This window comes from Thauera butanivorans NBRC 103042, from assembly GCF_001591165.1.
Classification (GTDB): Bacteria; Pseudomonadota; Gammaproteobacteria; order Burkholderiales; family Rhodocyclaceae; genus Thauera; species Thauera butanivorans.
Genome location: NZ_BCUG01000016.1, coordinates 1 through 23,039 on the forward strand (window position 1 = coordinate 1; position 23,039 = coordinate 23,039).

Below are 23,039 nucleotides of genomic sequence, written 5' to 3' on the forward strand. Positions count from 1 at the left end.
GTACGCCCAGCATGGGCGCCCTCCTGCGGGTGCAAGTTCCGCCGTAAGTTGATCACAGCGAACGAAGTGAAGCGCAACTGCGTGAGGGTGACCGAGCGTGGGGAGGAAGCGTGGAGCATAAGCTGCGAGCCGATGGACAAGAATCGGATAGAAGGCGCTGCCGAGCAGGGCGAGCGAGCACGTAATCGCGAAGCTCTCGTGATCAAGGCGAAGTGGCGTAGATCCTGCGGTTGTGCAGCGAAGGAGTGCGTTCTTACCTGGGGAGGTCTCGCCTTGTGCCTGAAAGGGCGACGGCGCTTAACCGGAGCGAGAAGTCAGAGGCCGTAGTAGCCTTTACAATCGCGATCTTTGACTCTTTTGCCGCGCATTCCATGCGGTGAGCATCCGTCCTTCAGCATGTCGACTTACGCCATCGGCGACATTCAGGGCTGCTACGCGCAACTTGCGCGCATGCTCGAACGCGTCGCCTTCGATCCTTCGTGCGACCGCCTGTGGCTGGTCGGCGATCTGGTCAATCGCGGCCCCGATTCCTTGCGGGTGCTGCGCCTGCTGCGCGAGCTGGAAGGCGCGGCGGACGTGGTGCTGGGCAACCACGATCTCTACCTGCTGATGGTGGCGGCCGGCTACAAGCGGCGCGGCAGCGACGACACCCTGCGCCAGGTGCTGGAAGCGCCCGACCGCGACGAACTGCTGCACTGGCTTGCGCGTCAGCCCCTGGTGCGGCTCGAAGGCGAGCACGTGCTGGTGCATGCGGGGCTGCTGCCGGGCTGGACGGTGGCGCAGGCGAAAGCCCTGTCCGACGAGGTGGGTGCGGCGCTGGCCGGGCCGCAGGCGCGCAAGTTCCTGCTCGAACTGGCAGGCAACGAGCCGGAGCGCTGGAGCGACAAGCTCAAGGGCTGGGACCGCCTGCGGGTGATCGTGAATGCCTGCACCCGGATGCGTTTCTGCACGGCCGACGGCCGCATGGCGCTGCGCGCCAAGGGGCCGCCCTCGCAGGCGCCGGCCGGTACCTTGCCGTGGTTCCGCGTGCCCGAGCGGCTCAGCCGGACGCATACCGTCGTCTGCGGGCACTGGTCGGCGCTGGGCTTCCATCGCGAGCCGGGGCTGATCGCGCTCGATTCGGGCTGCGTGTGGGGCGGCAAGCTGACCGCGCTGAGGATCGAGGACGGTGCGGTGTTCCAGGTGCCGGGCTGATCAGCCCGGCTCGCCGTCCGCGCGCTCAGGCAGGCAGCCGATGCTGCGCATGATCGTGGCACGTGCCGTTTGCGCCAGGCTGCGGCGGTCGCCACCGTCGCGGGTCTCGATCGGCGGTGCCGCGCTGACGCAGGCGACGGTTTCGCGTTCGGCGACGATGTTGGCAAGGCACTGGCCGAGCGTCACTTCGCCGTCGTAGGCGGGGGCGCGGCTGTAGCTGCCGTCCGGCTTGCGATAGCTCAGCGCCAGCGGCTGCACGGCGTGGCCGCAGGCGATGGCTGGCTGAAGCAAGGCGGCATGGAAGTGGAGCACGTGGCTGCCGTCGGTGGTGGTGCCTTCCGGGAAGATCGCGACATTGTCGCCGGCATCGAGCAGTGCGGCGATCTCGGCATTGATGATGCGGGCGTGGCCGCGGCTGCCACGCCGCAGGAAGATGGTGTCGCTTCTGGCCGAGAGCCAGCCGATCACCGGCCAGTTGCGTACTTCGGCCTTGCTGACGAAGGCGGACGGTGCGACGGCATTGATGACGAAGATGTCCACCCAGGAAATGTGGTTGGCGATCAGCATCGTGCCGGGCGCGATCGGAGCGCCCTGCAGTTGCAGGCGCAGTCCGAGGATGCCGAGCAGGCGCCGCGACCAGCGCCGGCGCAGGCCGAGCAGGGTGGGGCGGGCGCAGAAGGGGGCAGCCAGCAGCAGCGTCAGCACGCCGCCCAGCAGGTGCAGGGCCAGGCGCAGGTAGCGCCAGGCACGCAGCGCGGCAGGGGCGGGGCGCAGCGCCCTGCTTGCGGCCAGGGAGGGAGCGAAAGGGCGGGTGAAGGGATCGGGGGCCGGCTCCGTGCAGGCACCGGGATGACTGGCGTGTTCCATGGCCTGCCCCGATCGATCCATCAGTCCTTGCGTTCCATGAAGTGCCGCGCGTAGCGGTCGTCGACCTTGCTCATCGGCATCAGGATGGGCAGGTCGGCGGTGTTGAAGTCGGGGTCCCAGGCAGGGGCGCCGCAGATCCAGGCGCCGGCGCGCAGGTAGCCCTTGATCAGCGGCGGCGCTTCGGCGGCGAGATCGGCGCGCAGTGCCGCCAGCGGCAGCGGGCAGCGCGGGAAGACGTGGTATTCCGCAGGCGCCAGGTGCTGTTCGCGCAGGCGATTATACAGGCTGGCCGCGGCGTGCCCGCCGTCGGCCATGCTGACCGAGGCGCAGCCGACGAGGTAGTCGTAGCCGTTGTCCCGCATGTAGCGTGCCAGGCCGCCCCACAGCAGGGCGATGACGGTGCCGCTGCGGTATTCCGCGTCGATGCACGAGCGGCCGATCTCCACCAGGCGGGGGCGCAGGTGCTGCAGGCGGGTGAGGTCGAATTCGTTTTCGGAATAGTAGCCGCCGACCTTGCGTGCGGCGGCCGGCGACAGGATGCGGTAGGTGCCGACGATGCGGCCGGCGTCTTCGTCGCGGACGATGAGGTGTTCGCAGAAGGGGTCGTAGAGGTCGCGATCGACGCCGGGAGTGCGGGTGGCCAGGCGAGCGCCCATTTCGTCGGCGAAGACGCGGTAGCGCAGCTTCTGCGCTTCGAGGATTTCGGTTTCGCAATTGGCGAGGCCGACTTGGAGCCTGCGGTTCTTGCGGGCGGCGGTCTCCTGGCGTGGCTGGCGGTTCTCGAGCATGGCGTGGCTCCGTTCCGTTGGGACGGAAGCATTCTCGAAATTCCGTGTTGCGCTACGGTGACGGGCGGGTTACGGCCGCGTGACCGGGCGCTGCCAGGGCAGGGCGGAAGGCCGCGCCGGGGAATGGCGGCCTCGTATAATGACGGTTTTTTCCCTTCCTTGCCGGGCCATTCCCTATGTCCATTCTCGTCTGCGGGTCGATCGCCTACGACTCGATCATGGTGTTCCCGGATCGTTTCAGGAATCACATCCTGCCCGAGCAGATCCACATCCTGAACGTGTCCTTCCTGGTGCCCGACATGCGCCGGGAGTTCGGCGGTTGCGCCGGCAACATCGCCTATTCGCTGAAGCTGCTGGGCGGCGATCCGCTGATCATGGCGACGGTGGGCGAGGATGCCGCGCCTTACCGCTACCAGTTGCAGAAGCTCGGCTTGCGCCAGGACCACGTGCGCGAGGTGCCGGGCACGTTCACCGCGCAGTGCTTCATCACCACCGACCTGGACGACAACCAGATCACCGCCTTCCATCCGGGCGCGATGCTGCATTCGCATCTGAACGACGTGGGCGACGCCAAGGGGGTGAAACTGGGCATCGTCTCGCCCGACGGGCCCGACGGCATGCTGCGCCATGCGCGTGGATTGGCCCGGCTCGGCGTGCCCTTCGTGTTCGATCCGGGCCAGGCGCTGCCCGTGCTCGGTAGCGAAGCGTTACTGGAATGCCTGCAACTGGCCCGCTACTGCACGGTCAATGACTACGAGGCCCGCCTGATGTGCGAGAAGACCGGCCGTAGCGAGGCCGAACTGGCGGCGATGGTGGAAGGCTTCGTCGTGACGCTGGGTGCGGAGGGTTCGCGCATCCACCGCGGCGGCGAAGTGCAGAACCTGCCGGCCGTGGAGCCCGACGCGATCGTCGACCCCACCGGCTGCGGAGATGCCTATCGCGCCGGTTTGCTGTACGGACTCGCGAACGGCTGGGACATGCTGAAGGCGGGCCGCCTTGCCGCGGTGATGGGGGCGCTCAAGATCGCGCATCGCGGCGGACAGAATCACATGCCGGCGCGCGACGACATCGCCGCGCGCTATCGGCAGGCGTTCGGAGAAGATGCATGGTGAATGAGAGGTCGATGAGCCTGCGTGCCGTCACTGCTGCGCTCGCCGCAGTGCTGCTGCTGGGCGGCTGCGCCCAGGGGCTGGGCGGCGGGGCGTATTCGCGCACCGAGGCGCGGCGGGCGATGACCGTGCAGTTCGGCACCGTCGAGTCGGTGCGTGCGGTGCAGCTCGAAGGCACCAAGACGCCGATCGGCTCGGTGGCCGGCGCGGCGGTCGGTGGCATTGCCGGCAGCTCGGTCGGCGGCGGCCGTGGTGCCGCTGCGGCGGCCGTCATCGGCGCGGTGGCCGGCGGCGTCGCTGGTGCGGCGATCGAGGAAGGCGCGACACGGACGCGCGGCGTGGAAGTGACCGTGAGGCTCGACAACGGCCAGTTCCTGGCGGTCGTGCAGGCGGACGAAGGCGAGGCTTTCCGCGCGGGCGAGCGGGTGCGCGTGCTGCGCGATGCCGGCACGGTGCGGGTGTCGCGCTAGGCGCCGGCTTCGGCGCGGCCGGATGATCAGGGGTAGAACTTGCCGACCCGATAGCCCGTCGGGGCGAGATCGGGGGCGGCGAAAGCGATGCGGGCATTGACCGCGCTGCGGCTGGCGAAAGTTTCGCCATGCTGCGCAGGCGGAATCCATTCGTGGGGGGCGAGCACGCGGCGCGCGACCGGCGTGTCGCGCGCATCGGTCAGGGTCAGTTCCAGGTGGGGCCAGGCCTGCGCGTATCCGGCGCGGTTGCTGATCGTGGCGTACAGGATGTACTGGCCGGGCTTGCCGGGCTCCGATTGCAGATCCGAGAGGTCGACGCTGATCAGTTCCACGTCGCGCGGAAAGGGGACCGTGCAGTTGAGTGCGGCGCACGCCGTTTCCAGCAGCGGACGCAGCCCCGGCAGATCGCGCGCGATTTCCATGCGGTAGAGATAGACGCACTGCGCAGCCAGCAGGCCGCCGAGCAGGCCGACCGCCAGGCTGCCCAGGGCGCGCTGGCGCGGGCTGGCGGGTGACTTGGGGCGGCCGTATTTCGCATCGAGCTGTTCGATGTCGATGTGGGCGGCTTCGGGGGCTTCTTTGGCGGCTGCCCAATGGGCCGGCTGGGGCGCGGCCGGCCTGAGCAGCGAGGTGTCGTCCTCCTGCTCGCCGGTGCCTGTGTTCGTGGTTCCGGCGGTGTCCGAGGCTGGCGTGCCAGAGGCAGGAAGCTCAGCTTCAGGCTGCTCCGCATCGTCGGAATCGGCGCTGTCCCCGGTGGTGCGTGAGCCGGTGAAGCTGTCTTCCCGGCCGGGCCGCGAAAGGCTGGGCCGGGTATCGGACGCCGTGCCGGCTGTTGCCCGCCGGCCACTTCGAAGCACTTCGGGCAGTACCGGAGGCGCGTCTTCCGCTGTCGCCTCCTCCTCGGCCGTGTCCGAACCGTGAGGCATGGGCAGGGGGGGAGGAGGAGGGAGTTCGCGCGGATCGTCGAGGACCGGATCTTCGGCGGCCGGCGCCGCTGCCGACTTTTCTTCCAGCACGATGAAGCCGGCGTCTTGCGGATGACTATCCGCCAGGAGTCCGTCCTGATGAGGATTGGCGTCCCGAAGGGTGATCTCCTGTGGCCCAGCCTCTCGCGGCCCGGCCGGGCCATGAGCGGCTGAGCCACGCGCGGCCTGATGCGGCCAAGTCCGGTACGAAGCGGGCGATGGTGCCGGATATGCGTCCTGCGTCACCCGGGCTGCATGGGTGGTGCTGGAGGGCGGGACGATCTCATGCTCGAGTGCGTTGAAGGGGTGGAAGCAATGACCGCAGCGGACTTCGCCCTGGCGCGCGCGCAGTTGCTCCGGTCCGAGCCGGAACGTCGTCTGGCAGGCGGGGCAGCGTGTCAGCATCATGCTGCGGAGCGTTGCCCCTCCAGCCGGATCCAGCCGTCGTGCGCCGAGCCGACCTGCAGCGCGATGAACGGCGCCCAGGCTTCGATGACCTGGCCGGCCTGGGTTTCGAGCACGCCGGAGAGGGCCACGCGGCCGCCCGGCGCGACGCGTGCGGCGATGGCGGGGGCGAGCACGCACAGCGGGTTGGTCAGGATGTTGGCGACGACGAGGTCGAAAGTGTCGCCCAGCGGCACGCCGGAGTGCTGCAGGCGGATTGCCACGGCGTTGCGCTCGGCATTGTCGCGCGCGGCGTCGACGGCTTTTTCGTCGATGTCGATGCCCAGCACTTCGGCCGCACCCAGCTTGGCGGCGGCGATGGCGAGGATGCCGGAGCCGCAGCCGTAGTCGAGCAGGCTGCAGCCGGGCGTGACGGTGTCGCACAGCCATTCCAGGCACAGCCGGGTGGTTGGGTGCGAGCCGGTGCCGAAAGCCATGCCGGGGTCGAGCTCGATGTTGATCGCGCTGTCGTCCGGCGCTGCGTGCCACGAGGGCACGATCCACAGGCGGCCGGTGATGCGGATGGGGTCGAACTGGCTCTGTGTCAATTGCACCCAGTTCTGCTCCGCGACTTCCTCGACGGTGTACGGCGGGACGCCGTCCAGCCCGGCGGCCTGCGCGGCTTCGGCCAGCAGCGCCTCGAGGGCGTCGCCGCCGGTGCTGCCGTCGATCAGCGCGATCACCCGGCTGTGATCCCACAGCGCGGCCGGCAGGTGGCCGGGTTCGCCGAATTGCGGCGTTTCCGCGTCGGTGCCGGCGTCGGCGTCCTCGATGGACACCGACAAGGCGCCGACCTCCATCAGGGCGTCGGACAGGGCTTCGGCGCGGGCGGCGTCAGCCTGCAGGGTGACCGAGATCCACATCGGCTCAGCTCTTCACTTCGTTGCGGTCGGCCAGCTTGTTTTCCAGGTAGTGGATGCTGGTGCCGCCTTCGATGAAGCGCGGGTCGAGCATCAGGGTCTGGTGCAGCGGCACGTTGGTCTTGATGCCTTCGACCATCATCTCGGACAGGGCGATGCGCATGCGGCGGATGGCCTGGTCGCGGCTGTCGCCGTAGGCGATCAGCTTGCCGATCATCGAGTCGTAGTGCGGCGGCACGGTGTAGCCGTTGTATACATGCGAATCGACGCGGATGCCGGGGCCGCCGGGCGTGTGCCAGTTGCTGATGCGGCCGGGCGAGGGGGTGAACTTGAAAGGGTCCTCGGCGTTGATGCGGCATTCGATGGCGTGGCCGTGGAAGCTGATGTCGCGCTGGCCGAACCACAGCTTTTCGCCGGCGGCGATGCGGATCTGCGCCTGCACGAGGTCGATGCCGGTGATGTATTCGGTGACCGGGTGTTCGACCTGCAGGCGGGTGTTCATCTCGATGAAGTAGAACTCGCCGTTCTCGTACAGGAACTCGAAAGTGCCCGCGCCGCGGTAGCCGATCTTGCGGCACGCTTCGGCGCAGCGCTCGCCGATCCTGGCGATCAGCTTGCGGTCGATGCCGGGCGCGGGCGCTTCCTCGATGACCTTCTGGTGGCGGCGCTGCATCGAGCAGTCGCGCTCGCCCAGATAGACCGCGCTGCCGTGCTGGTCGGCGAGGACCTGGATCTCGACGTGGCGCGGATTCTCGAGGTACTTCTCCATGTACACCACCGGGTTGCCGAAAGCCGCCTGGGCTTCGGCGCGGGTGGTGGTGACGGCGTTGAGCAGCGCGGCTTCGGTATGCACCACGCGCATGCCGCGCCCGCCGCCGCCGCCGGCGGCCTTGATGATGACCGGATAGCCGATGGCGCGCGCGATCCTGATGATTTCCTTGGGCTCTTCGGGCAGGGCGCCGTCGGAGCCGGGCACGCAGGGCACGCCCGCGGCCTTCATCGCGTCCTTGGCGGAAACCTTGTCGCCCATCAGGCGGATGGTGTCGGGGCGCGGACCGATGAAGACGAAGCCGGACTGTTCGACGCGCTCGGCGAAGTCGGCGTTTTCGGACAGGAAGCCGTAGCCGGGATGGATGGCCTCGGCATCGGTGACCTCGGCCGCCGAGATGATCGCCGGTACGTTGAGGTAGCTCAGCGTGGACGAGGCCGGGCCGATGCAGACCGATTCGTCGGCGAGGCGGACGTACTTGGCTTCGGTGTCGGCCTCTGAATGCACCGCGACCGTCTTGATGCCCAGTTCGCGGCAGGCGCGCAGGATGCGGAGGGCGATCTCTCCGCGGTTGGCGATGAGGATCTTCTCGAACATGGTGCGATCAGCCGATGACGAAGAGCGGTTGGCCGTATTCGACCGGCTGGCCATTTTCGACCAGGATGGCCTTGACCACGCCGGAGAACTCCGACTCGATTTCGTTCATCAGCTTCATCGCTTCGATGATGCACAGCCGGTCGCCTTCGGCGACGGTCTGGCCGATGTCGACCAGGGGTTTGGCGCCGGGCGCCGAGGCGCGGTAGAAGGTGCCGACCATCGGCGATTTGACGATGTCGCCTTCGGGCAGCGCGTCCGCGGCAGGTTCGGCTGCTGCCGGTGCAGAGGCCGCGGCGACCGGGGCCGGTACGGCGGCCGGCACCGGGGGGAGGTAGGCGGCCGGTGCGGCCACGCCCATGTGCTTGGCGATGCGGACCTTTTCCTCGCCTTCGGTGACTTCCAGCTCGGAAATCCCGGATTCCTGGACGAGGTCGATGAGTTTCTTCAGCTTGCGCAGATCCATGCTATTTCTCCATGCTTGACGATGCAGCCCTGCGGGCGGTGCTCGTCGGCGATCAGTGTTCTCGTTTCCGCAGGCATGCGCGGGCCCTTGGGCCGGCAGGCTGCGGTGCTTCGATGGGGCGAGGATGGTGCAAGGGCGCGCCTTGCGAATCTGGACGGGCAGAGGGGGTCGGCCTGCGTGGCAAAGCGAGGCTGCAGCGGCTGCTCGGACGCCTTGGGAAGTGGTGCAGCGGGCGCTTGCAGACAGTCGCCTGTAGTGCCACGGGGCCGCGTTTTCTGCGCTTCATGGCGGCAAGTTTGCAGCAAATCGATGCAAATTGTCTACATTGGCGTTGGCCCGGGCGCTGTCTCAGGACGGCAGCAGTGCGCGGATTCTGCTCTCGAGTTCGTCCCGTTTCAAGGTGCCCAGCTTGATGTGGCGTGCCTTGCCATCGCGATCGATGATGACGGTGAAGGGCAGCGCACGGGCATTGTTGCCGAAGTCTTTCGCCAGGCTCAGGGTTTCGGGGCCGGCAATCAGCAGCGGGTAGGGGACGCCGAATTCCGCACCGAAGGCGCGGACCTTGTCGAGGCTGTCGATGCTGATGCCGACGAACTGGACCGGCTGGCCGGCAAATGCCTGGCTGGCGGCGGCGAAGTCCGGAATCTCCTCGCGGCAGGGCGGGCACCACGTCGCCCAGAAATTGGCGACGACGATCTTGCCGCGCCATTGTTCCAGCGCCTGCGGCTGCTCTTCGGTGTCCGGCAGGGTGAGGGCGAACAGGGCGTCGATCGCCGCGTCGGGCACGACATGGGTCTGGCCGGCCGGAGCGCTGCCGCGATTGGCGAAGTAGCCGGCGACGCCGGCCAGGACGGCGACGGCGAGGATCAGCAGGGTCTGGAAAGTGCGGCTCATCGGTGTGTCCTTCAGGCGTCCGTGACAGGAGGGGCGTCCTTGCCCTCGGCTTTGAGCAGGGCTTCGACCTGGGCCAGCCGCGCCCGTTCCTGGCCGCGCCGGTTGTTGCGTTCGGCGCCGGCCGGATAGATCGACAGCCGCACCGGGACTTCGTCCCAGTCGAAGCTCAGTATCGCTTCGGGGCTGTTCGGCGCCGGGCGGCGCGGCTCGCGGTGCTCGTAGTGGAAGTCTTGGTTGAGGAAGAAGATTTCCACTTCCTTGGCGCTTTCGGGGAAGAGTTCGATCTCCAGTTCGGAATAGCGCCCCGCGGTGCCGTCCAGCGCGCCACCGGTCAGATAGGGGCGGAAATCGGCCAGCAGGCGCATCACGTCGACCGCGGCGCTGCGCATCTCGTGCAGGCGCTCGGGCTGCTCCTCGTCCTGGTACAGCGCCTGCCAGGCGCGCAGTTCGGCCTCGATTTCGGCATTCGTCGGCAGGGCGTCGGAGTCGGCCGCGCCGAGTTGCTTGGCTGCCTTGCGCTTGGCGAAGCCGAAGTCGCTGATGCCGTCTTCGGCCATCATGCGGGCTGCCAGCGCGGCGATCTCGCGCCGCAGAGTGCCGTTGGGGGTCGCGTGTGAGTGCATGATGGGGGTCGGGTAGAATGCGGGCCCATTCTACACGGGCCGGTTTCATCCGGATGACGGCCTCCCGGAGCTTCTTCGCCATGCACATCCACATCCTCGGCATCTGCGGCACCTTCATGGGCGGCGTGGCGCTGCTCGCGCGTGCGGCCGGCCACGTCGTCACCGGCTGCGATGCCAACGTCTATCCGCCGATGAGCACCCAGCTCGAAGAGCAGGGCATCCGCCTGATCGAAGGCTACGATGCCTCGCAGCTCGATCTGGCGCCGGACGTGTTCGTCGTCGGCAATGCGGTGTCGCGCGGCAACCCCCTGCTCGAAGCCATTCTGGACCGCGGCCTACCCTACGTGTCGGGGCCGCAATGGCTGGCCGAGCACGTGCTGGCGGGGCGCTGGGTGCTGGCGGTGGCAGGTACGCACGGCAAGACCACGACGACCTCGCTGCTGGCCTGGATGCTGGAGGATGCCGGCCTGAACCCCGGCTTCCTGGTCGGCGGCGTGCCGCAGAACTTCGGCGTGTCGGCGCGGCTGACGGAGTCGCCGTTCTTCGTCATCGAGGCCGACGAGTACGACACCGCCTTCTGCGACAAGCGCTCGAAGTTCGTCCATTACCGGCCGCGCACCGCGATCCTGAACAACCTCGAGTTCGATCACGCCGACATCTTTGCCGACCTGGCGGCGATCGAGACGCAGTTCCACCATCTGGTGCGCACGATCCCGGCGAGCGGCAGGGTGATCGCCAACGGCCGCGAGGACAGCCTGAAGCGGGTGATCGAGCGCGGCTGCTGGTCCGAACTGGAATGGTTCAACGATGCGGCGCAGTGGCAGGCCGGAACGGGTGCGTCGGAGGCCGAGGCGGTGTTCAGCCTGGGCGGCAAGGAGCTGGGGCGGGCGGAGATGCCGCTGGCGGGCAGCCACAACCGCGAGAACGCGCTGGCGGCGATCGCGGCGGCGCGACACGTCGGCGTCACGCCGGCGCAGGCCATCGCCAGCCTGGCGCGCTTCGGCGGCATCAAGCGCAGGCTGGAGCTGCGCGGCACGGAACGAGGGGTCCGTGTCTACGATGATTTCGCCCACCACCCGACGGCGATCGCGCTGACCGTGGGCGGGCTGCGGCGGCGGGAGCCGCAGGGGCGCATCCTGGCGGTGCTGGAGCCGCGCTCGAACACGATGAAGCTGGGCGTGATGAAGGCGCAGCTACCCGCCAGCCTGGCCGAGGCCGACGCGGTGTTCTGCTATGCGGGGAATCTGGGCTGGGATGCGGCGGCGGCGCTGTCGCCGCTGGGCGGGCGGGCGCGGGTGCATGAATCCCTGGAGCGCCTGGTGGCGGACGTGGCCGCGGCCGCCCGGCCGGGCGATCACGTGCTGGTGATGAGCAACGGCGGCTTCGGCGGCGTGCACCAGAAACTGCTGGATGCGCTTGCCGCCGCTGCCTGAGGGAACTTGTCCGAGGGGGGCGCCCGAAGGGCTTACTTGCGCGCGCTGGTCGGATTGTCGAGCCGGCGCGCTTCTTCGTCGCTGACGTACTCGAACACGCGCACCACCTTGCTGACGCCCTTGCTGGTGCGGGCGATTTCGGCGGCGGCGTCGGCTTCGGCGCGGGTGACGATGCCGAGCAGGAAGACGACGTTGGCCTCGGTCACGACCTTGACGTTATGAGCAGCGAAGCGTCTGGCGTCGAGGAAGCGCGCCTTGACGTTGGAGGTGATCAGGGCGTCGTTGCCGCGCGCGGTCAGCGTCGAGTTGGGGCCGACCGCCACTTCGTTGATCACGCCGCGGACGTTTTCCACCCCGGCAACGATGCTGTCGAGCTGGCTGCGCACGGTGTCGTTCGATGCCTCGCCGGTCAGCAGCACGTTGCGGTTGTAGGAGGTGACGTTGACATGGACGGCGTCGCCGAAACGTTCGCGGATGCGGCTGGCGACTTTCCATTCGATGCTTTCGTCCTCGACGTAGGCACCACTGGTGCGCCGGTCGGCGACCATCGCGGCGCCGGCGCCGACGCCGGTGGCGACCACCGGGAAGCAGCCTTGCAGCAAGGGCAGGGTGCCCGCCGCGGCGAGGCCGAGCAGGAGACGGCGGCGGGACGGGCTGGGGGTGTCGTGCGTAGGGCGCATCAGTCTTCCACTCCAAGTAACAGACAATCGATGCCGTCGCACAGGCAATGCAGGATCAGCAGGTGCAATTCCTGAATGCGCGCCGTGCGTTCGGCGGGGGCGCAGATGTGGATGTCTTCGGGGCCGAGAAGTTCGGTCGTGGCCTTGCTGTCGGCACCGGTCAGGGCGATGACCCGCATGTCGCGCTCGTGCGCGGCGCCGATGGCTTCGAGAATGCGGGGCGAATCGCCGTGCGCCGACAGCGTCAGCAGGATGTCGCCGGGCTGGCCGAGGGCGAGGATCTGGCGCGACAGCAGGCCTTCGGGCGAGGGGTCGCCGGCGATGGGGGCCAGCGTCGAGGCGTCGGCGCTGAGCGCGAACGCGGCCAGCGAGGGGCGTTCGAGTTCGAAGCCATTGACCAGTTGGGCGGCGAAGCGCCGTGCGTCGCCGGACGAGCCGCTGCCGCCGCAGACCAGGATCTTGCCGTTGTCGAGCAGGCTGGCGGTGATGGTCTCGATCGCGCCTGCGATCGGCGCGGCCAGCATTTCGAGCGCATCGAGCGTGGTGCGTGTGTTGTCCTGGAACTGGCGTGAGATGCGCGCGATGAGATCCATGTCGCAAGAGTCGTCCGCTGGGCTGGGAAGTCTAGCATGCCGGCTCAGCCGGCATCGAAGGCGCCGCGCAGCCAGGTAATGCGGGTGTCGTCCAGGCCGTCGAGCAGCACGGCGTCGAAGCGGCAGGGGGCGGTCTGGAAGCGGCGGCCCGGACCATTGAGCCACCAGCGCGCCGCCAGCAGCACGCGGCGCTGCTTGGCGGCGGTGATGCTCTCGCCGGCGCCGCCGAATCTGGCGTTGGTGCGCAGCCGCACCTCGACGAAGACGATGCCGCCGCGCTCCATGCAGATCAGGTCGACCTCGCCGCCGCGGCAGCGGACGTTGCGGGCGAGGATGCGCAGGCCCTGCGCTTCGAGATGGCGCGCGGCCAGCTCTTCGGCAATCCGGCCGCGCGCTTGCGCCGGTGTCGCGCGGGCACCGACAATGTCGTCCGTCGCGGCGGGCGCGCGGCTCGTGCGACTGCCTGCCGTCATTCCTGAGTCCTCGCCAGGCGGCGCCCGCGCGCCGCAGCCATCGCCATGAATACCATCATTCCCCGCTCCAGCGTCGCGCTGCCCGAAAGCCCGCTGTCCAGTACGCCGTCATTGTATGTGGTGGCGACGCCACTCGGAAACATCGGCGACATCGGCCTGCGCGCGATCGCCGTGCTGAAGGCGGTCGACGTCGTTGCTGCCGAGGACACCCGCCACAGCCAGCGCCTGCTCGATGCCTTCGGCGTGGATACGCGCATGCTCGCGGTGCATCAGCACAACGAGCAGGAGGCGGCCGGGCGCCTGATCGCGCTGCTCGAAGCCGGGCAGCAGGTGGCTTTCATCACCGATGCCGGCACGCCGGCGGTGTCCGATCCCGGCGCGCGGCTGGTGGCGCGGGTGCGCGAGGCGGGGTTTGCAGTGGTGCCGGTGCCGGGGGCCTGTGCGGCGATCGCGGCGCTGTCGGTGGCGGGGCTGGCCGAAGGCGGCTTTCGCTTCGTCGGCTTCCTGCCGGCGAAGTCGGCGGCGCGGCTGGCGGTCTTGCAGCCGCTGCGCGACGAAGCGGCTGCGATGGTGTTCTACGAGGCGCCGCATCGCATCGCCGAATGTGTGGCCGACTTCGAGAAGATCTTCGGCGGCGAGCGTGAACTGTTGATCGCGCGGGAGATGACCAAGCTGCACGAGCAGATCGTGCGCATGCCGCTGGCCGAAACCGCGGCATGGTTCGCCGCCGATCCGAACCGCAGCCGTGGTGAGTTCGTGCTGGTGCTGGCGGGCAAGCCGCCGGGCGCGGGGCTGGATGCCGAAGCCGAGCGGGTGCTGGCGCTGCTGCTCGGCGAGCTGCCGTTGAAGAGCGCCGCCCGGCTTGCCGCCGACATCACCGGAGCATCGAGGAACGCGCTGTATGCGCGGGCGCTGGCCATGCGCGAGGGGAGCGGAAACGAATAATCGGCGGCGCAGCGTGATGCATGGCCGCAGCATGCGATTCCACCCGCGCCCAAGCCTGATGCGAGAGCCTATAATCAGTGCTCCGGCTTCAAGGATTCGCACAATGCAATCGATCACCCTGGTTCGTCCCGATGACTGGCATCTCCACGTGCGCGACGACGCGGCGCTTGCCGCCGTGGTTCCGCATACGGCCGAGCGCTTCGGCCGGGCGCTGATCATGCCGAACCTGAAGCCGCCGGTGACGACCACCGGGCAGGCCCTGGCCTATCGCGAGCGCATCCTCGCCGCAGCATCCGGCACGCGCTTCGATCCCCTGATGAGCTTGTACCTGACCGACAACCTGCCGCCCGACGAGATCGACCGCGCCGTCGCGTCCGGTCATGTCGTCGCCGCCAAGCTCTATCCGGCCGGTGCCACGACCAACTCCGATGCCGGCGTGACCGCGGTCGACAAGATCTATCCGGTGCTCGAGCGCATGGAAAAGCGCGGCCTGGTGCTGTGCGTGCATGGCGAGGCGACCGGCGCCGACGTCGATGTGTTCGACCGCGAACGGGTCTTCATCGAGCGCACGCTGTCGCCGCTGGTGCGGCGCTTCCCGGGGCTGAAGATCGTCTTCGAGCACATCACCACCGCCGAGGCGGCGCAGTTCGTGCGCGCGGCGGGCAGCCACGTCGCCGCCACCGTCACCGCGCACCACCTGCTGCTCAATCGCAACGCCATCTTCCAGGGTGGCATCCGTCCGCACCATTACTGCCTGCCGGTGCTCAAGCGCGAATCCCACCGTGAGGCGCTGCTCGCAGCCGTCACTTCGGGCAGCACGCGCTTCTTCCTCGGTACCGATTCGGCGCCGCATTCGCGCAGCGCCAAGGAAAACGCCTGTGGCTGCGCGGGCTGCTATACCGCCCACGCCGGCATCGAGCTTTATGCCGAAGCGTTCGATGCGGTCGGCGCGCTCGACAAGCTGGAGGCCTTCGCCAGCCTCAACGGCCCGGCTTTCTACGGCCTGCCGCCCAATGCCGACACCATCACGCTGCAGCGCGAGGACTGGGCGGTGCCGGCGGCCTACCCCTATCTCGGCGAAGATCCGCTGGTGCCGCTGCGCGCCGGCGAGACGATCGCGTGGAAACTGTTTGCCTGAGGGAGCAATTCATGGTGACTCGTATCGCCCGATTCGGCCGAGCGCTGGCTGTGCTGGGCGTGTTGCCGGTGCTGGCGGCCTGCGAGAACAGCGCGACCGCCTACATGATCGACGGCAAGGATCATGCGCTGATCCTGGTGCGCGAGCAGAAATTCTTCTGGGATGACGAGCTCAAGCAGGCGGTGATCGCCTCGCGCCTGCCCAAGTGCCAGAAGCGCGTGTCCATCCATCCGGGTTCGACCACGCTGGTCGAGATGCGGGTGTATGAGGCGGGCGACCACCTGTGGGCGCTGCAACAGGGGCCGCGCTGGTATCTCGCCAGCACCGAAGTGTGCCGTGTGCAGGACTGGGACAACGCGGCCGGCAAGCCGCCGGGCCCTTGGGTCGGCAGTTTCGTGCTCAAGGACGGCGCGCCGGCTTTCGTTGCCGCGCCGGCCGACCAGGACTGAAGTCCCGTATAATCCGCCGCAGGAAGTTCGCCAGGCAGTCGCTGCGCACCTCGTCGTGCGTGGAGGAAAGTCCGGGCCCCGCAGAGCAGGATGCCGGCTAACGGCCGGGCGCCGTGAGGCGACGGAAAGTGCAACAGAGAGCAGACCGCCGATGGCGCATGCCGGGGAGCTTGCTCTTCGACGGCGCACAGGCAAGGGTGAAACGGTGCCGGGGTATGCGCAAGCATGCCGCGGGCCGATGCGAAAGCGTCGGCGGGTAAGAGCCCACCGCAGGACTGGCAACAGGACTGGTACGGCAAACCCCATCCGGGGCAAGGCCAAATAGGGGAGCATCGGCGTGGCTCGCGTCGCTCCCGGGTAGGCTGCTAGAGCGCCACGGCAACGTGGCGCCCAGAGGAATGACTGCCCGACGACGCCGGCTTGCCGGCGGCGTTCGACAGAACCCGGCTTATCGGCGAACTTCCTTTTCCCCCTTCGTTCCCCGATTCGGGCAGGCATGACCGCAGCCCGCGAGCGCAAGCCCGCCATTCATGGCGGGTCGGCGAGACGAGCGTGCCTGGAGGAGCCGAAGGCTCCACAAGCGCGTGGCGAGGAAACCCCGGCTGCTGGCAGGCAGCGTGGCCGCTGCGCCCGCCTTTTCCGCTCATGGGCATGCCTGCGGCACCCGCCCGGCCTTCGCTGCGGACGTTTTCCCCCACTTTCTCCCACTTGTCCCCGGTCCGGGCGCAAGTTCACCTGTTTTCGCATATCGATACATGATCTCCCTTGATTTTTCAGGGTTTATCCGATCTTTGCCGATGCGGTATAAGTCATTGTGTCACAAAGAAATTCCTGATTCGTCAGCTTGACCGGGTAAATCCTTTCCACTAAAGTGGGGCTAAGTGGAAAAAAGTGGGGAAAAGTGTCGATCAGGCGCTACCCCAATCCAGTCAGGGGGGTCAATGTTCCAGGGGGCCGCTGCGCTCAATCTCGATGCCAAGGGTCGCCTCGCGATTCCTGCACGGCATCGTGATGCCCTGGCCGTCGAAAACGGCCAGGTGGTGCTGACCGCCCATCCCCATGGTTGCCTGCTCGTCTACCCGGTGCCCGCCTGGGTGCCGATTCGCGACACGGTGCTGGCCGCGCCCGGCCTGGATCCGACTTCCGCCATGCTCAAGCGCCTGCTCGTGGGGTTCGCCCAGGAGGAATCCCTCGATGCTGCCGGCCGTGTGCTGGTGGCGCCGTCGCTGCGCCAGTTCGCCAAGCTCGACAAGCAGGTCTGGCTGGTGGGCCAGGGCAGCCACTTCGAACTGTGGTCCGACGAAGGCTGGCAGAAGCAGCAGGAGGCCATGCTGGCGCTGATGAACGCGGGCCTGCCGCCCGGTTTCGAGAGTCTGGCGCTGTGAGCACCGCGATGAATGCTGCCGAAGTGCCTGCTGCCCACGTCACCGTGCTGCTGAAAGAGGCGCTCGATGCGCTCGACGTCAAGCCGGGCGGGGTGTACGTCGACGGCACTTTCGGCCGTGGCGGACATAGCCGCGCCGTGCTCGAACGTCTCGGACCGGCGGGGCGGCTGATCGCCTTCGACCGCGATCCGGCGGCGATTGCGGCGGGCCGGGCACTGGGTGATGCACGGCTGACGCTGGTGCATGAGGCTTTCAGCTCGCTGGACGCAGTGCTGGGCGAGCTGGGTGTGGTGCAGGTGGATGGGGTGTTGCTGGATCTCGGGGTGTCCTCACCCCAGCTCGACGAGGCGGCGCGAGGCATGAGCTTTCGCTTCGATGCGCCGCTGGACATGCGTATGGATACCAGCCGCGGGCAGACCGTGGCGGACTGGCTGGCGGAAGCGTCCGTCGGCCGGATGACGGAGGTGATCAGGGATTATGGCGAGGAACGGTTTGCTCATGCGATTGCAAAGGCGATTGCAACTGCTCGGACAGGGGGGGCTGTTGCAACCACTGGACAACTTGCCGCGATCGTGGAAAAAGCGGTCCGTACACGCGAGCCGGGGCAGCACCCGGCGACACGCACCTTCCAGGCTCTACGGATTTTCATCAATCAGGAGCTCGAGGAGCTGACGCGCGTGCTGCCTGCCTGCGTGAACCGTCTCGGTACGGGCGGGCGGCTGGTGGTGATCAGCTTCCATTCCCTCGAAGACCGCATCGTCAAGCGTTTCATGCGTGACGAATCCCGTCCGCCAGTGCTGCCGGCCCGGTTGCCGGTCCGTGCCGCCGAGCTGCCGCCGCCCCGCCTGCGCCTGATCGGCAAGGCGCTGCGGCCGGCTGCCGCGGAAGTGGCGGCCAACCCCCGTTCGCGCAGCGCGGTGATGCGGGTGGCCGAACGCGCCGGGAGCGAAGCATGAAGATGCGCTTCGATGCCGTGCTGGTGGCGCTGACGGTGGCGAGTGCGCTGGGGGTGGTCTCCGCCCAGCACCAGGCCCGCAAGCTGTATGCCGAGTTCGAGCGCGAGCAGGCGCGGGCGCACAGCCTCGAAGTGGAATGGGGTCAATTGCAACTTGAACAAAGCACCTGGGCAGCGCATGCCCGGGTGGAAAAGCTCGCGCGGGAAAGGTTGGGCATGCGCCCGCCCGTGCCGGGCCAGGTCCTGGTGGTGGAGCCGTCATCATGAAGAAGAACCAGCGCGCGGTCACCTTCAATCACAACCCCTTGCTCAAGCGCGAGCTGCCGATGTGGCGCCCGCGCTTTCTGCTGCTCGCGCTGCTGGCGGGGTCGATGACCCTGGCCGGGCGCGCCCTGTATCTGCAGGGCGTCAATAACGATTTCCTGCAGGCCAAGGGCGAGTCGCGCTATGCGCGCACGATCGAGATTCCGGCCACGCGCGGCCGCATCACCGACCGCCACGGCGACATGCTGGCGGTCAGCACGCCGGTGCGTTCGGTATGGGCAATGCCGGCCGACGCCAAGCTCGAACCCGCGCAGGTGCGCGAACTGGCGCGGATGCTGGAAATGGATGTGCGCGAGCTCAACGAGAAGCTCGCCAGCCAGCGTGATTTCGTCTACCTGAAGCGCCAGCTGTCGCCGGAAGTGGCCCAGCGCATCGCCGATCTCGAACTGCCCGGCATCCACCAGCAGCGCGAGTTCCGCCGCTACTACCCGGGCGGCGAAGTGATGGCGCACATTCTCGGCTTCACCAACGTCGAGGACCGGGGCCAGGAAGGCATCGAACTGGCCTTCGACAAGCAGCTCGCCGGCGAGCCCGGCCTGCGCCGCGTGATCAAGGACCGCCGCGGCCAGATCATCGAAGGTGCCGAGGCCGTCCGCCCGCCGCGCGAAGGCGAGGAGGTGGCGCTGTCGATCGACGGCAAGATCCAGTACCTCGCCTGGTCGGCGCTGCGCGACACGATGAAGGAGCACAAGGCCAAGGCGGGCGCGGCGGTGGTCATCGATTCGCGCAGCGGCGAGATCCTCGCGATGGTGAATGCGCCGACCTTCAACCCCAACAACCGCCGCAACCTGACCGGTGAACAGTTGCGCAACCGGGTGTTCACCGACAGTTTCGAGCCGGGCTCGATCATGAAACCGTTCATTGCCGGGTTGGCGCTCGACCGCGGCAAGGTCAGGCCGACGACGATGATCGATGCGACCGCCGGCCGCATGACCATCGGCACGGCGACGATTTCGGATTCGCATCGCCATGCCAAGCCGATGACCGTCGCCGAGGTCATCCAGAAGTCCTCCAACATCGGCACGGTCAAGCTCGCCCAGCATTTCACGCCGACCGAGATGTGGCAGCTGTTCGACGACCTGGGCTTCGGCAAGCCGCTCAATCTGGGCTTCCCGGGTGAAAGCGGCGGGCGGCTGCGCCCGGCCAAGAGCTGGAAGCCGATCGAGCAGGCGACGATGTCCTACGGCCACGGCATTTCGGTCAGCCTGATCCAGATGGCACGCGCCTATCTCGCCTTTGCACGCGATGGCGAACTCGTTCCGCTGTCGTTGACCCGCCTCGAAGGCAGGCCCAGCAATGGACGGCGGATCTTCTCGGTCGAGACCGCGCGGGCGATGCGCACGATGCTGGAGTCGGTGACCCAGACCGGCGGCACCGCGACCAGGGCCCAGGTGGCCGGCTACCGCGTCGGCGGCAAGACCGGCACCGCGCTGAAGATCGAGAACGGCCGCTACGTCAAGCGCTACATCGCCTCCTTCGTCGGCTTCGCGCCGGTTTCGAACCCGCGCCTGGTCGTCGCCGTGATGATCGACGAGCCGAGCGCCGGCAGCTACTACGCCGGCACCGTGGTCGGACCGCTGTTCTCGCGCATCATGGAAGGCTCGTTGCGCTCGCTGGGCGTGGCGCCGGACGCGCCGCTGACGCCGCTGCATCTTGCCCGTCGCCAGAGCGAAGAAAGCGAGGCGGCCGGCGTGGCGCAGGAGAGCATGTAAATGGGCAGGGTCGCCTCGATCCTGGCCTGCCTGCGTGCGGCGGGCGTGCAGCCTGCCGGCATCACCGCCGATTCGCGCAAGCTCGGCGCCGGCGAAGTGTTCGCGGCATGGCCGGGTTTTCGTACCGACGGCCGCCGCTACCTGGCTTCGGCGATCGAGGGGGGGGCTGCGGCCGTGCTGTGGGAAAGCGCCGACGGCTTCAACCCGGGTCACCTGCCGGTGCCGTCGCTGCCGGTCGAAGGTCTGCGCGAGCTTGCCGGGCATCTCGCTCACGAGATATACGGCCGTCCGTCCGAAAAACTCTGGCTGGCGGGCGTGACCGGGACCAACGGCAAGACGACGGTGAGCCAGATGCTCGCTGCCGCGCTGCAGGGCCTGGGGACGCGCTGCGGCATCGTCGGCACGCTCGGCAACGGCTTTCCGGGGGAACTGGAGAGCGCGCTCAACACCACGCCCGACGCGCTGGAACTGCATCGGCTGCTGGCCGGCTTCGTTGCGGCCGGCGCGGGCGCGGCAGTGATGGAAGTGTCGTCGATCGGCCTCGACCAGGGCAGGGTGAACGGCGCCTGCTTCGATGCGGTGATCTTCACCAACCTGAGCCGCGACCACCTCGATTATCACGGTTCGATGGAAGTCTATGGCGAGGCCAAGTCCCGCCTGTTCGCGCTGGGCAGCAGCGCGGCCGCGATCATCAACATCGACGATCCGTTCGGGCTGATGCTGGCGCGGCGCCTGGCCGGCGAAGGCCGCGAGGTGATCGCCTGCACGCTGTACCAGGCCAATGCCGATGCCGTGCCCGGCGCGCGCGTGCTGTTCGCCGACCGGCTGCAGTCGTCCGCCACCGGCTTCCGCTTCGCGCTGCACTGGGACGGGCGCACTGTGGACGTCCAGGTGCGCGTGGTCGGGCATTTCAACGTCTCCAACCTGTTGCTGGTCGCCGCGGCCCTGCTCGTCCACGGTCTTCCGTTCGACGAACTGGCACCGCATCTGGCGCGCCTGCAGCCGCCGGAAGGGCGCATGCAACTGGTGGGCGGCGTCTGCGAACCGCTGATCGTGATCGACTACGCGCATACGCCGGACGCGCTCGCCCAGGTGCTCGAATCCCTGCGGCCGACGGTGAACTCGCGTCAGGGCAGACTGGTCTGCGTGTTCGGCTGCGGCGGTGATCGCGATCCCGGCAAGCGGCCGATCATGGGCGAGGTGGCGCGCCGGTTGGCCGATCGCGTCATCGTCACCAGCGACAATCCGCGTACCGAGGATCCGCAGAAGATCCTCGAAGCGGTTGCGGCCGGGGCGGGGCCGGCAGCCGAGTGCATCGTCGATCGCGCCCGGGCGATCGGCTTCGCCGTCGCCGAAGCGGCGGCGGACGACGTGGTGGTGATCGCCGGCAAGGGCCACGAGCCTTACCAGGAAATCCATGGCCGGCGCCTGCCGTTCTCCGATCTCGAACAGGCCGATCTTGCCCTGCGCGCCTGGCATGCCCGAGGTGCGCAGCGATGATGAGCCTGCAGGATGCGGCCCGCGCGCTCGCCGCGCACGGCGCGCATGCCACCGCCATGGTGCGTTTCGGCAGTGTCGGCAGCGACAGCCGGGCGCTGGTGCCGGGCCAGCTGTTCGTCGCCCTGCGGGGCGAGCGCTTCGACGGCCATGCTTTCGTCGGCACCGCGGCCGAGGCCGGCGCGGCGGCTGCGCTGGTGGATGCGCGCTGGTTCGCCGAAAACCCCGCGCCGGTGCTGCCGGTAGTGGTGGTCGACGATACCCGGCGCGCGCTCGGCACGCTGGCCGCGGCCTGGCGCGCGCGCTTCGCACTGCCGCTGATCGGCATCACCGGCAGCAACGGCAAGACCACGGTGAAGGAAATGTGCGCCGCCATCCTGCGCGCCCAGGCCCGCCGCGAGGGCTTCTGCGACGAGTCGGTGCTGGCGACGCAGGGCAACCTGAACAACGACATCGGCCTGCCGCTGACCCTGCTCGGCCTGCGCGACTTCCACCGCGCCGCGGTGATCGAGATGGGCATGAACCAGCCGGGCGAGATCGCCTATCTCACCGGGCTGGCGCAGCCGACGGTGGCGATCGTCAACAATGCCCAGCGCGCGCACCTGCAGGGCATGGGCACGCTGGACGAAGTCGCGCAGGAGAAGGGCGCGATCTACGGCGGGCTCGGTACGGCCGGCGCCGCCGTGATCAATGCCGACGATCCGCATGCGGACGGCTGGCGCCGCCTCAACGACGGGCGCCGGATTGTGACATTCGGTATCGACCGCGCTGCCGACGTGCGCGGACAAGCTACCCTTCGCGGCCTCGGCTCGCGGGTGGGACTCGACACGCCGCAGGGCCGCATCGAATTCGCGCTGCAGGTGCCCGGCCTGCACAACGTGCGTAACGCCGTCGGCGCCGCCGCGGCCTGCCTGGCGGCCGGTGCGACACTCGAAGCGGTGGCCGAAGGCCTGGCTGCCTTCGCCGGCAGCCGCGGCCGCCTGCAGCGGCGCGAAGGCTTGAGCGGCGCGGTGATCCTGGACGATTCCTACAACGCCAATCCCGACTCCGTGCGTGCCGGGATCGACGTGCTGGCGGCGATGCCGGGCCATACCTGGCTGGTGCTGGGCGACATGGGCGAAGTGGGCGAAACCAGCGCCCAGGTGCACGACGAGATCGGCGGCTACGCCAAGAGCAAGGGCATCGACGGCCTGTTCGCGCTGGGCGACATGACGGCGGTGGCGGTGCGCAATTTCGGCGAGGGCGGACACCACTTCAACTCGCCCGAAGCACTGGTCCGGGCGCTGTCGGCACGGCTCGATGCGGACTCGGTGGTGTTGGTGAAAGGCTCGCGCTTCATGCGTATGGAAAGAGTGGCGGATGCGCTTGCGGCAGTGCACAATCCTGCCCCTTCGAACGGAACCGGCTCCTGA

24 protein-coding genes, 1 other RNA gene and 1 pseudogene are annotated in these 23,039 nt (G+C 68.4%); 14 read left to right on the top strand and 12 right to left on the bottom strand.

Features of this window, described 5'->3' with window-relative positions:
- The first annotated feature begins 396 nt into the window (after positions 1 to 396).
- Entirely contained in the window at positions 397 to 1,194 is a 798-nt protein-coding gene (locus TBU01S_RS07310) for a symmetrical bis(5'-nucleosyl)-tetraphosphatase (protein WP_068635988.1), read from the top strand.
- Here the strand turns inward: TBU01S_RS07310 and TBU01S_RS07315 are convergent, their stop codons facing one another.
- Positions 1,195 to 2,061: a lysophospholipid acyltransferase family protein gene (locus TBU01S_RS07315; RefSeq protein ID WP_088178850.1), complete on the bottom strand. Its 867-nt coding sequence runs from the start codon at positions 2,059 to 2,061 to the stop codon at positions 1,195 to 1,197.
- A 20-nt stretch (positions 2,062 to 2,081) separates the two neighbouring features.
- A complete protein-coding gene (locus tag TBU01S_RS07320; RefSeq protein WP_068635989.1) occupies positions 2,082 to 2,849 on the bottom strand; it encodes a GNAT family N-acetyltransferase in 768 nt (255 codons plus the stop codon).
- Positions 2,850 to 3,025: 176 nt separating this feature from the next.
- Here TBU01S_RS07320 and TBU01S_RS07325 point away from each other — a divergent pair, with 176 nt between their 5' ends.
- Positions 3,026 to 3,961, top strand: coding sequence for a carbohydrate kinase family protein (locus tag TBU01S_RS07325; protein ID WP_068635990.1), 936 nt, complete (start codon positions 3,026 to 3,028; stop codon positions 3,959 to 3,961).
- 11 nt (positions 3,962 to 3,972) lie between these two features.
- Positions 3,973 to 4,428 carry an outer membrane lipoprotein gene (locus TBU01S_RS07330; protein ID WP_169802959.1) on the top strand — a complete coding sequence of 152 codons (456 nt, stop codon included), beginning with the start codon at positions 3,973 to 3,975 and terminating at the stop codon, positions 4,426 to 4,428.
- Between the two features lie 26 nt (positions 4,429 to 4,454).
- On the opposite strand, the gene TBU01S_RS07335 is transcribed toward TBU01S_RS07330, so the two are convergent.
- The 7 genes and pseudogenes from TBU01S_RS07335 to TBU01S_RS07360 all read right to left on the bottom strand — a co-directional run bounded on the left by TBU01S_RS07335 (position 4,455) and on the right by TBU01S_RS07360 (position 9,980).
- Complete coding sequence (locus tag TBU01S_RS07335; RefSeq protein ID WP_068635992.1) at positions 4,455 to 5,444, bottom strand: DUF3426 domain-containing protein; 990 nt, start codon at positions 5,442 to 5,444, stop codon at positions 4,455 to 4,457.
- Positions 5,445 to 5,699: 255 nt separating this feature from the next.
- Positions 5,700 to 5,801, bottom strand: a pseudogene (locus tag TBU01S_RS24965) (zinc-ribbon domain-containing protein); the annotation flags it as partial.
- Positions 5,798 to 6,700 carry a 50S ribosomal protein L11 methyltransferase gene (gene prmA, locus TBU01S_RS07340; RefSeq protein ID WP_068635993.1) on the bottom strand — a complete coding sequence of 301 codons (903 nt, stop codon included), beginning with the start codon at positions 6,698 to 6,700 and terminating at the stop codon, positions 5,798 to 5,800. The pseudogene TBU01S_RS24965 and the gene prmA, both read right to left, overlap by 4 nt.
- A gap of 4 nt (positions 6,701 to 6,704) precedes the next feature.
- Positions 6,705 to 8,063, bottom strand: a complete 1,359-nt coding sequence (accC, locus tag TBU01S_RS07345; RefSeq protein ID WP_068635994.1) for an acetyl-CoA carboxylase biotin carboxylase subunit — start codon at positions 8,061 to 8,063, stop codon at positions 6,705 to 6,707.
- A gap of 7 nt (positions 8,064 to 8,070) precedes the next feature.
- The gene (accB, locus tag TBU01S_RS07350) at positions 8,071 to 8,526 is read right to left on the bottom strand and encodes an acetyl-CoA carboxylase biotin carboxyl carrier protein (protein ID WP_068635995.1); all 456 of its coding nucleotides are present in this window, start codon (positions 8,524 to 8,526) and stop codon (positions 8,071 to 8,073) included.
- 348 nt (positions 8,527 to 8,874) lie between these two features.
- Positions 8,875 to 9,420, bottom strand: a complete 546-nt coding sequence (locus TBU01S_RS07355; RefSeq protein WP_068635996.1) for a TlpA family protein disulfide reductase — start codon at positions 9,418 to 9,420, stop codon at positions 8,875 to 8,877.
- Positions 9,421 to 9,431: 11 nt separating this feature from the next.
- Positions 9,432 to 9,980, bottom strand: coding sequence for a hypothetical protein (locus tag TBU01S_RS07360; RefSeq protein WP_245650873.1), 549 nt, complete (start codon positions 9,978 to 9,980; stop codon positions 9,432 to 9,434).
- Between the two features lie 143 nt (positions 9,981 to 10,123).
- Here TBU01S_RS07360 and mpl point away from each other — a divergent pair, with 143 nt between their 5' ends.
- The gene (gene mpl / locus TBU01S_RS07365) at positions 10,124 to 11,476 is read left to right on the top strand and encodes a UDP-N-acetylmuramate:L-alanyl-gamma-D-glutamyl-meso-diaminopimelate ligase (protein ID WP_068635998.1); all 1,353 of its coding nucleotides are present in this window, start codon (positions 10,124 to 10,126) and stop codon (positions 11,474 to 11,476) included.
- A gap of 32 nt (positions 11,477 to 11,508) precedes the next feature.
- Here mpl and TBU01S_RS07370 read toward each other — a convergent pair whose 3' ends face one another.
- From TBU01S_RS07370 to TBU01S_RS07380, 3 genes are read right to left on the bottom strand one after another with little or no spacing between them, the layout of a single operon-like run.
- Positions 11,509 to 12,156: a BON domain-containing protein gene (locus tag TBU01S_RS07370; protein WP_068635999.1), complete on the bottom strand. Its 648-nt coding sequence runs from the start codon at positions 12,154 to 12,156 to the stop codon at positions 11,509 to 11,511.
- Positions 12,156 to 12,749 (bottom strand): SIS domain-containing protein, encoded by a 594-nt coding sequence (locus TBU01S_RS07375; RefSeq protein ID WP_068636000.1) that lies wholly within the window; start codon positions 12,747 to 12,749, stop codon positions 12,156 to 12,158. Before TBU01S_RS07375 ends, TBU01S_RS07370 begins: the two co-directional genes overlap by 1 nt.
- A gap of 44 nt (positions 12,750 to 12,793) precedes the next feature.
- Complete coding sequence (locus TBU01S_RS07380) at positions 12,794 to 13,222, bottom strand: YraN family protein (RefSeq protein WP_068636001.1); 429 nt, start codon at positions 13,220 to 13,222, stop codon at positions 12,794 to 12,796.
- Between the two features lie 111 nt (positions 13,223 to 13,333).
- Here TBU01S_RS07380 and rsmI point away from each other — a divergent pair, with 111 nt between their 5' ends.
- The 10 genes from rsmI (at position 13,334) to TBU01S_RS07430 (ending at position 23,039) form a co-directional block, all read left to right on the top strand.
- Entirely contained in the window at positions 13,334 to 14,167 is an 834-nt protein-coding gene (rsmI, locus tag TBU01S_RS07385; RefSeq protein WP_068636091.1) for a 16S rRNA (cytidine(1402)-2'-O)-methyltransferase, read from the top strand.
- 103 nt (positions 14,168 to 14,270) lie between these two features.
- Entirely contained in the window at positions 14,271 to 15,305 is a 1,035-nt protein-coding gene (gene pyrC, locus TBU01S_RS07390) for a dihydroorotase (RefSeq protein WP_068636002.1), read from the top strand.
- 11 nt (positions 15,306 to 15,316) lie between these two features.
- Positions 15,317 to 15,754 carry a hypothetical protein gene (locus TBU01S_RS07395; protein WP_068636003.1) on the top strand — a complete coding sequence of 146 codons (438 nt, stop codon included), beginning with the start codon at positions 15,317 to 15,319 and terminating at the stop codon, positions 15,752 to 15,754.
- Positions 15,755 to 15,776: 22 nt separating this feature from the next.
- Positions 15,777 to 16,221: RNase P RNA component class A (gene rnpB / locus TBU01S_RS07400), an RNA gene on the top strand.
- 474 nt (positions 16,222 to 16,695) lie between these two features.
- A complete protein-coding gene (mraZ, locus tag TBU01S_RS07405; protein ID WP_068636004.1) occupies positions 16,696 to 17,139 on the top strand; it encodes a division/cell wall cluster transcriptional repressor MraZ in 444 nt (147 codons plus the stop codon).
- Positions 17,140 to 17,147: 8 nt separating this feature from the next.
- Positions 17,148 to 18,095, top strand: a complete 948-nt coding sequence (gene rsmH / locus TBU01S_RS07410; RefSeq protein ID WP_068636005.1) for a 16S rRNA (cytosine(1402)-N(4))-methyltransferase RsmH — start codon at positions 17,148 to 17,150, stop codon at positions 18,093 to 18,095.
- A complete protein-coding gene (ftsL, locus tag TBU01S_RS07415) occupies positions 18,092 to 18,361 on the top strand; it encodes a cell division protein FtsL (protein WP_068636006.1) in 270 nt (89 codons plus the stop codon). The genes rsmH and ftsL overlap by 4 nt, the downstream gene beginning before the upstream one ends.
- Positions 18,358 to 20,130 (top strand): peptidoglycan D,D-transpeptidase FtsI family protein, encoded by a 1,773-nt coding sequence (locus TBU01S_RS07420; protein ID WP_068636007.1) that lies wholly within the window; start codon positions 18,358 to 18,360, stop codon positions 20,128 to 20,130. Before ftsL ends, TBU01S_RS07420 begins: the two co-directional genes overlap by 4 nt.
- Positions 20,131 to 21,630, top strand: coding sequence for a UDP-N-acetylmuramoyl-L-alanyl-D-glutamate--2,6-diaminopimelate ligase (locus tag TBU01S_RS07425; protein ID WP_068636008.1), 1,500 nt, complete (start codon positions 20,131 to 20,133; stop codon positions 21,628 to 21,630). It begins immediately after the preceding gene.
- A complete protein-coding gene (locus TBU01S_RS07430) occupies positions 21,627 to 23,039 on the top strand; it encodes a UDP-N-acetylmuramoyl-tripeptide--D-alanyl-D-alanine ligase (RefSeq protein WP_068636009.1) in 1,413 nt (470 codons plus the stop codon). The genes TBU01S_RS07425 and TBU01S_RS07430 overlap by 4 nt, the downstream gene beginning before the upstream one ends.